Annotated in this window: 9 protein-coding genes; 2 read left to right on the top strand and 7 right to left on the bottom strand. The window is 41.3% G+C overall.

All coding sequences use genetic code 11. From position 1 onward, the window contains the following. The first annotated feature begins 173 nt into the window (after positions 1 to 173). Positions 174 to 320: a hypothetical protein gene (locus V7L29_RS06375; RefSeq protein ID WP_334734896.1), complete on the top strand. Its 147-nt coding sequence runs from the start codon at positions 174 to 176 to the stop codon at positions 318 to 320. A gap of 158 nt (positions 321 to 478) precedes the next feature. Here V7L29_RS06375 and V7L29_RS06370 read toward each other — a convergent pair whose 3' ends face one another. The 6 genes from V7L29_RS06370 to V7L29_RS06345 all read right to left on the bottom strand — a co-directional run bounded on the left by V7L29_RS06370 (position 479) and on the right by V7L29_RS06345 (position 7,150). Next, a complete protein-coding gene (locus V7L29_RS06370; protein ID WP_334734895.1) occupies positions 479 to 3,121 on the bottom strand; it encodes a TonB-dependent siderophore receptor in 2,643 nt (880 codons plus the stop codon). A gap of 920 nt (positions 3,122 to 4,041) precedes the next feature. After that, the gene (locus V7L29_RS06365) at positions 4,042 to 4,950 is read right to left on the bottom strand and encodes a HEAT repeat domain-containing protein (RefSeq protein ID WP_334690187.1); all 909 of its coding nucleotides are present in this window, start codon (positions 4,948 to 4,950) and stop codon (positions 4,042 to 4,044) included. A gap of 32 nt (positions 4,951 to 4,982) precedes the next feature. Continuing rightward, on the bottom strand, positions 4,983 to 5,222 hold the full coding sequence (locus tag V7L29_RS06360) for a hypothetical protein (protein ID WP_334690188.1): 240 nt from the start codon (positions 5,220 to 5,222) through the stop codon (positions 4,983 to 4,985). A gap of 210 nt (positions 5,223 to 5,432) precedes the next feature. After that, positions 5,433 to 5,573: a hypothetical protein gene (locus tag V7L29_RS06355; RefSeq protein WP_334734894.1), complete on the bottom strand. Its 141-nt coding sequence runs from the start codon at positions 5,571 to 5,573 to the stop codon at positions 5,433 to 5,435. Positions 5,574 to 5,608: 35 nt separating this feature from the next. After that, positions 5,609 to 6,409: a DUF1838 family protein gene (locus V7L29_RS06350; RefSeq protein ID WP_334690189.1), complete on the bottom strand. Its 801-nt coding sequence runs from the start codon at positions 6,407 to 6,409 to the stop codon at positions 5,609 to 5,611. Positions 6,410 to 6,844: 435 nt separating this feature from the next. Then, positions 6,845 to 7,150, bottom strand: coding sequence for a hypothetical protein (locus V7L29_RS06345; protein ID WP_334690190.1), 306 nt, complete (start codon positions 7,148 to 7,150; stop codon positions 6,845 to 6,847). Positions 7,151 to 7,487: 337 nt separating this feature from the next. Here V7L29_RS06345 and V7L29_RS06340 point away from each other — a divergent pair, with 337 nt between their 5' ends. Next, positions 7,488 to 8,759, top strand: a complete 1,272-nt coding sequence (locus tag V7L29_RS06340) for a HEAT repeat domain-containing protein (RefSeq protein ID WP_334734893.1) — start codon at positions 7,488 to 7,490, stop codon at positions 8,757 to 8,759. A 32-nt stretch (positions 8,760 to 8,791) separates the two neighbouring features. Here the strand turns inward: V7L29_RS06340 and V7L29_RS06335 are convergent, their stop codons facing one another. Beyond that, entirely contained in the window at positions 8,792 to 8,953 is a 162-nt protein-coding gene (locus V7L29_RS06335; protein ID WP_334690192.1) for a hypothetical protein, read from the bottom strand. Positions 8,954 to 9,016 lie beyond the last annotated feature (63 nt).

Below are 9,016 nucleotides of genomic sequence, written 5' to 3'. Positions count from 1 at the left end.
TTTGATTGGTTGACTCTTAATCGTGACCTGTTTGCTTCTTATAAAGCCAGTTTGGGCTATATTTGGGCTTGATTTTTGTTTAAGTCCCGTTAATTGAAAGCTATCTTCAGAGTCTCAAACTATTAATGATAGTTATTTTCAATTTACTCCAGCCATAATTGCTCTGATCAACTTTGGTTGAGTCAAACTTTACAGGTTGTGCTTTGACGGGAGCAACGCGATCGCTCAATTTCACAAAATCAAATCGATGTACTGTAGAGTACAGCGGCAATGATTTATTGCAAGTAGATACTCCTGAGGAGCTTGCACGCTTTGGGTGAAGTTAGGGGAGAAAAAATTGAACGCACAACTAAACACAGCTTGTAAGCAAAACAATGTTTAATATCTGCCTTAACACCATGTGCCACCCTACGCCGACATGCTCACTTGCCATTAACTCTAAACATTGCAACAAATAGCTGTTAGTTACTAAGATATTTTATAACTCCCAAGAAATCGTTCCTTGAACTGTAAACGGATCGGCCGGATCAACTACACCCCCAGTTGAGCCATCGAAAGATTTGACATCAAATAAGTTCTTGAAGTTAACAGATGCTCTCAAGCGATCCTTTTTATAGAAAATAACTGCATCAGTCCGGACATAACCAGGTACGGTGTATAAGTTATCTATTTCTCCATAAGCTTCGGTAGCTGCAAAGATGCCTCCACCAAAACCAAACCCTTCTAATATTCCTTTTTGAAAGGTATAAGTTGTCCACAATGAGCCACTATGTCGGGGTATACCACGTAGAGCATTTCCAACTGGATATGTATTGTCTTGAGTGACCTCTGCATCCGTATAAGCGTAGGAAGCAATGACTTTCCAACCAGATAAGATTTCTCCAGCAATATCTAACTCAATTCCACGAGCGCGTTGTTCACCAACCTGAATTTGAAAATTGCGATCGCTAGGATCTTCAGTTGAGACATTAGTTTTAGTAACTGTATATAAGGCTAAAGTGGAAGAAAGGCGACCATTTAAAAAGTCTCCTTTGATGCCGACTTCGTATCCAGTTCCCCTTTCAGGCACAAAAGCATCACCGTTTTTACTGCTACCACTCATAGGAACAAACGAGCGACTATAGTTAGCAAACAGTGAGATTTCTTTTGTCGGTTGGTAAACGACTCCGACACGCGGTGAAAACGCATCGTTATCTGTGACTGTGGTTGAGGCATTCAAGAAATTTGGCGTTTCCTGATAATAAGTGTCAAACCTGCCACCCACAAGGAGTTTGAGATTATCAAACACACCTATCTGATCTTGCAGGTAAACACCGAAAGAATCACTATTTTGTGCTCTATCAACAAACCGTCGATATGGACCATAAGAAAAGTTGTAGACAGGGTTAAAAATATTTGAGCTACCAGCATCGGCTAGATTATACAGAAATCTCCCATACAATTTACCAAGCTCTACACCAAACAAAAGTGTATGATTTATAGAGCCAGTTTTGAATTTCGCAGTTAAGTCATTCTGTAAAAAATAAGTTTCAAAATACTGATTATAGGCAGTACTGGTAAGATCAACAGTTCCATCGTTACTGGCAGCAAATCCTCTAAGAGAAAAACGATTTTGTGTTTCTGATGCAGTAGTCACCCGAAAAGCAGTACGCAGGGATAAATTTTGATTAAACTCATGATTGAGAGTCAGGTAAGTTTTTGATTGATCTATAACAAATCGACTTCTGGGATCGTTGAGATTGCGGCTAATCGGAATATTTGGAATGATCGTACCGCCAATTAGATATAGCCCATCATCATAAGGATTTTCGGTGTGGAGATATTCACCTTCCAACGTCAGGTTTGTCTTGTCACCAATTTTCCAGCTCAGTACAGGAGCAACAAAAAATCTTTCTTTGTGGACAAAGTCGCGGAAACTTCCAGAATTTTCGTAGGCAATGTTGAGACGATAACCCAACTTTCCGTCTTGGGTTAATGGACTGGAAAAATCTAGGGTGGGGCGATAAAAACTATAGCTACCTACGGTAAAGCTTAAATTGTAATAAGGTTCGGCTAATGGCTTTTTGGTGACAAGATTGATGATACCCGAAGGTTCCAAGCGTCCAAACAACACCGATGCTGGCCCTTTAAGGACTTCAACTCGTTCGATATTGGCGCTGTCTCGAAAGCCGCGAGAGGCCTCACCACTATCAAGAAAACCATTTTTGTAAACGTTGGCATCGAATCCCCGAATTGTGTAAATTTCTGCGCGATCACCAGCAGTTTGTGAAAGTGCCACACCACTCACATTACGAACGATGTCAGTCAAACGAACCGCATTTTGATCTTCAATCACTTGGCGGGGAATGACTTGAATCGACTGGGGAATGTCGCGTAAAGGGGTATCGGTTTTGGTTGCAGTTGAGGCATCGGATGAATTGTATCCATCTTGCTCACCTGTAACCACCAACTCAATTGGTTCATCACCCGATGCTGATGGTTGAGTTGGCTGTGTCTGGTTTTCTGGCTGTTGTGTTTGGGGCTGTTGTGTTTGAGGTTGCGCCTGTTGCGTTGGTGCAGTACTCGCTACGCTGAAAATCAAACCCTCGTTCGGACTATCATACAACTCAACAATTGGTACAAGAGCTTCCCCCATCACTATCACTCGGATTGTATTGCCATCAAAGTTAGTCACCGTTATCTCAGTAATTCCCCCAAGTGGTTTTTCAGAGCGAAACGTAAACCCATCACCATTAGGTAAACGCAGTTGAGCATTGGGAATATCAGCAATAAAGTTATTACCAGTACTGCGATTAGTAACTTGTAACTGTTCCCCTTTGGTTGTTTGTAAAATCACTTCCACACCTTTGGTGGTGGGATTTGCCTTAACTGCTGTGACTTGGACTACTTCAGGAGTTGGCGTATTTGGTGGTGCTGGTGACTGCACTAATAATTGTTGAGCGTTAGTGTTAGTCAGTTCTATTTCACTAAGTCTTGGAATTTCTTTAATCACCTTGGAATTGCGTAGTACTTTTGCGTTCGCAGATTTATCTTGTACTTGTTGAGCAGTTGCACTGATTGTAAGGCAGAACCAAATAGAGCTTGTGACCAAAAGAATCTTTAATATTTGCTTCAATACCATTTTTCACCTCTATACCGTAACATCTACATTCCCACTGAGCATTACTCTCAAAAACCGACTATTTGCTGTTTTTTTATTGAGATTAGTAATTAGCTATTTGAGAATAAATCTTACAGGAGATGACTCAGCAATTGCAAGTAATTATCAGATATTATGGACAAAGGGAATTAACATATAATAGTTTAAATAGCTGTTCTGCCCACTTCATGCATTTGCTGGTAAAATAGCCAAATACAGTTGTACCAAAAAGTTCTCAAAATCCGTGTTGTAGAGTGCCTAGACGTGTTGGCGTAACCTTTGGTAGAGAAGCGGCTTGTCGTACCCCTACGGGGAAGCAAGCTACGCAATAGCGTCTCTGAAAGAGAAGACATCGCTCACCCCTACATGTGTGCTAACTCCAGTGATAACGGCGGATTTTTTAAACAAGACTCTAGAGTTTCTCTAGCTTGATGAATTCGGTTAATGCTTGAAGTTTTCAGTTTAGCGATCGCTGCAAGTTACTTTGTTCTGCCAAAATAGGTGCTAGTTGCAGTGTGATTAATTTAATTGCTTTGCTCTGCAAATAAATTTGCTTTGTAGTGCCTTGATCAGATAGTTGAGAATTTGTCTTACCACTAATTGCAATACTGAGTTGATTTCTAAATAAAGCAGAGTCTGCTAGTCATTGCCCTTAACTAAAAAACTTAAATCTGGCTTCATAGCTTCATCTGTTTTTAGAAAAAACCTTGCTTACAAATCAGCAGAGATTTAGATGTCAATCCCAAAATTCTGTCGTTTTTTTGAAATTCTATAGTCCATAAGGGTTGCACACCACTACCATCAATAGTCATAGTTGGCGACTGATGATTGGATTAATGCGATTATTACCAATAATTTTACAGGAATCAGTTCAAAATTAGTGATAGTAAATGTGCATCGCTCTATTCCCAAGCATCTTCCTCTAACTGTCTCTCAATTTGAGAAATCGCCAACTTGAACACTGCCTGAACTCCCGCTTCCCCTTCCTTGGTTAATGCGGCTTGCAGGGGTTCTAAGGAAGTGCGATCGCCAATCTTCATCAATGCTAGAGCTGCCGCTTTTCGAGTTTCCCAATCGGCATGATCCAGTAACTCAATGAGGTTAGGAGTCGCTGGTCGATAGGTCAGGCTGCCCAAAGCAGATGCCGCTTCACACCGTACAATTTCAGATGGATCGGTGAGGGCATTAACTAAAATATTAAATGCTCCTTCTTGGGTACCTTCTTCAGCTATTTTAGCGATCGCACCCACCACCGCAGCGCGAACTTCAGCCGAATCTGAGTTAATCTCCCGATATAAGTGCTCCTTCGCCTCTGCTCCAATAAATCCCAACGCCCATACTGCATATCCTTTGGCACTTTCTGGATACTCGCTTGACGCTAAGATTTTTAGTAATGCTGGCACAGCGGCATTACCTATCTTGGCTAGCGCTCCCACTGATGAGGCTTTGACCACTGTATCTTCATCATTTAACAGAGCCTTAACCAAGGTTGGAATTGCGATCGGGTCAGCGATCAGTGTCAGGGTTTTGGTGCTAGCTCGCCGCACAACTGGGTTTGGGTGATTTGCTACAGCTTCCATCAATAAAGGGGTCGCTGGTTTACCAATTTTACCCAATGCCTCTGCAAAACTCAACCTAACCATCCCCCGTGAGTCTCCCATACTCTCAATCATCTGCTTGAGTAAGTCTTGGTCATCACGGTTGAAGGTGTTTAAGCTTAATTGCTCACTCACCACTGCAAATAAAGCATCAGTTTCTGCCTGAGACAGATTTAACGAATCCTCCCCGGATTGAGTTTTGGAGTTGAGCATATGACTTATAACTAAATTATCAAGATGGATTACTAATTGGTGAGGTTCAGGGCAGCTTGGTGATTACGGAGTTCCTGGAGGGCTGAATCAATCTTGGCAAGCTCAGGCTCCAGTTTTGCCATAACATTTACTCTCATCAACTTAGCCCGTTTTGCTGTTTCCATAGTTTCTTGAACTAGACGTTCCCGATACTGCTCAAGTTCTGCAATAATTTCTGCTACATCTTGAGCAGTTGGGTTATCGGTTGTTGTGAAATCTGAGGCTTCATCCATAACTTTTGTTTCCTAAATGCGTGTTTATATAAATGATGTCTGGTCAGTATTTCCTATCGTTTATATTTGGTTACTCGCTAGAGACCAGCACTTAGCTGTTACATAGAACTGAACAATTGGCAAGAGGCAACTAACTAATAACTGACTAATGCATATATTCCGATTTTCTCAGATCACGTTACCACTGGTAAAGGTTTTTGGCGGAAATCTTTAAAAGTCGAACCAAACTACAGCCTTCGATGCAAGTTCTGATAAGTCTTTTAGGCTTTTTTGAATTGAAAGTGCGATGCCGATAGCGAGTCTTGTCTGCGACACGCTACGCGAACGAGCGTCATAGCCCGTTGTAGACATCGCGTTAGCATGGTCTAGTACCGTTCAAAAACCGTTCAAGAAGTTTCCTCTAGTGGGAAAATATCTCCTCGCAAGTAGGACTCAAAGTTTTTCTTAAAGTATTGAATGCTGGTCATATTCGGCTCATCACTTTCCGTCGGGGTGAATTCATAAATTGGTACTTTTTCTCTCACCAGCTTGACCAAGTTAGGATGAAGCTGCTCAAAAGAATCTACTCTAAATATTATTGTTTCAAATCTTAATTTAGCTGGATGAGCATATCCTAACTTCATCCAGGGCAACCAAGGACAGTCCCTGGCCCACTTAGCAGGAGGGACTTCAGTTGCATCGGGTCGGCAAGTATTTGATATAAAGTACTCAACTCCCTTAAACTTTTCTCCAGGGCAATAGTCTAAATATTTACTATCTCCTGCTAAGGGATGCGGGTATTCTAAAGGAATTTCCATCACAGAGGTAATATATCCGCTGCCTTTGGGTATGACAAATTTCTTTGGTTTGACTGAGCCTTGGACAATGCGGTTAGCAATGTGGACTACTGGTACTGCTTGACTTGCTGTTGGTGATTTCCAAAAATGGAGAATCTCTTGCGTATCCGGGTCACAAAATAAACCTAACTCTCTATTGATTCGATACCCAACTTCACCGTGTTCAGGATCAGGTTTGAGAAATACTTTGGTAGCATTCATCCCAATAATAGAGAACAATTTTTCTTTTGGTAAGTCTTGTGTTTCTTGCCACCAAATTTCCCCAGACCAGTTGTAATAAATCTGTAACCCATGATTTTTTCTGTAAAAATCGAGGTTATTAAATTCGTAATCATCTAAATAATCATTCATATAGAACTCCTATCATTCTCAAATGGCTGCGTAGACGCTTCTTCAACCTATCGTTAGACATCGCAACTCTCACCTAGTAGCTCAGTGAGGGAATTTTATTTTATTTTGACCTCAACTCCAACCTAACTACTGGAGTTTAGACTAAAACCAATATAAGGGAACGCAGTTTAAGCTCAATGATCCAACAACATAGTGAGACAGCGCTGCGGGAGGATTTCCCTCCGAAGGCGACTGCGAACCCGAAGGGTGGACACCCAATCAAGTATTATATGTACTAGTTTCAAAGTTGGGACAATTACGCATCGATCTGTGGCATGATCTCCACTTTCAACTGTTTGCCAAATATCTCATGAATCGAATACTTGTCGAGCGCAGCAATGAACCAAACAGAAAAACGTTTTAACTGGAAATATTTCTTTATTAAATTACACCCTATTAAGGCGGTGGTAAGGTAATTGTTGGACTAGGCGAATTGTGTTCATTAAGATAACTTGTAACTGCTGAAAATAAGATAACAATGAAAACTAAAACAAAGTACAGCCCTACAAAAGTACCGATTACTTTCATAATACCTCCAGCTACACCTTGCGCTATGTCGCCACTTGTAATCTGTTGTTTATTCTTAATTTCTTCTTTTAATTCGCGTAATTCAGACCGTAAAGCTTCTAACTCTGTAACTTCAGAATTAACTCCTTGAGATTGTTTTTGTTCCAAATCCCGGTCATTTGGATCGTTATTCATATTATTATCTCCAACAATTTTAAAAATTATCCTGTTAGCGATGTTTATTATGCTACTACAAAAATACCTGTATTTTATTTCAGGCGATCGCACCACTTTCTAGGTTCTAAATCAATGGTACGAACTGCACATCAAAGTGTATATGGTGTTCAAGCTAGGGGAGAAACAGGAAACTACAGTACGCAACGTGTTAAATTTAACTCTCATTAAACTGGTTAACTTTTCCTTACATACTTGTAAATTTTTTTGCCACTTACTGCTATTTCCCAGTCCCCAGTCCCTAGTACGATAGTAAACGTGACATCTGAGCAATTATTCAAAAGCCATTTACAGATCAATGGATAAACGTTTTTTTAAAATGTTTGGGCTAACAGAAGATCAAGCGATCGCAATTATCGATACACCATTAGAACAACTCGAAGACGCTTCTGATAAGTATATTGCTGTTTCCCATCTGATTAATTATCCCACTGAGCAATCGATCGCGGCTTTGGTACGGGCGATTGAAACCAGTAACCCCAAAGAGTTAGACCACCGGATTGTCCGCCGCAAGGCTGTGGAAAGTCTGGGGCGATTGCAGGTGGAATCAGCTTTACCTGTAATTCGGCAGTGCCTTAAAGATGATGATATTTATACTGTTGAAAATAGCGTGTGGGCGATCGGCGAAATCGGCACTAAAGATCCAGAAATCCTTGAAGAAGTGGCGCAACTACTCGATAAACCAGGTCAAATCTATCGGGTGATTATTCACACCCTAGCTAACGCTAACTATCAGGCGTCCCTAGAACGTGTTCGGAAATTTACCCAAGCTGAGGATGAACCTACCCGTAGTGCAGCGATCGCTACAGTTTGTCGTTTTACAGGTGACTATTCCCAAATCACTGAGGTGATGGCGCTGTTACAAAGTTCCAGCGTTAATGCCCGGCGCGGTTGCATTCAAGACCTGATTGATTCACACTATTACAAAGCAATTCCAGAAATTGCCCGTTGTCCTGTATCTTTAGTGTTCCGGTTGCGAGGATTGCGGATGCTTTTGGATGCAGGCGTCTCCAGTGGTGAAATTACCTTCACAGAAATTCAACCTTATCTAGAGCAAGTACTCTACGATCATCCCAACGACCTTGATTTAGTACATGAGTATGACGCTACCCCTGTTCTAGATTTTGTCATTAATGAACTCTACGAAACCGATTTTGGACGGTGTTATTTAGCGACAAAAACCTTACTGGATATCTATGCACAAGAAGCACCAGCAGCACTTCTAGCAACTTATTCTGACAAGGCATATAACGATTATGGCGCTCATTATCATGTGATGAAACTTTTCGGCTGGCTAAAATATGCTCCCGCCTATGATTTGTTAGTAGAAAACCTGTACAATCGCGAACCTCAGTTTCATAAATCTCGTGCTGCTTGTGCGATCGCTCTTGGTGAATTGGGTGATTTACGAGCAATTGTTGAACTTAAAACTTGCCTAAATACACCGATTTGGGACTTGAAATACGCTTGTTTATGGGCGCTAGACCACTTAGGAGACTCGTCTGGTCGGGAAATTTGCGCTCACGATGGTGACTGGTTAATTAAGGCGAAAGCGACGAGTACTCAATAGTTAGGAGTTAGAAGTTAGGAGTTCTATTAAGTCTAGATAATTGTCGATACCTTAGCATTGTCAGCCGATACAATGCCATTGTTAGTCGATACAATGGCATTGTCAGTCAACACAATAGCATTGTCAGTCAACACAATGCCATTGTTAGTCGATACCTTGGCATTGTCAGCCGATACAATGCCATTGCAGGTCAAAAGACTTGTGTGTACACCGTAGCTTTGCAAGCTCTTAGGGGATTAACGTGAGTTCGACGGGTT

Source organism: Nostoc sp. (genome assembly GCF_036916575.1).
Lineage (GTDB): Bacteria > Cyanobacteriota > Cyanobacteriia > Cyanobacteriales > Nostocaceae > Nostoc.
This window is presented reverse-complemented; position numbering and strand designations above follow the sequence as displayed.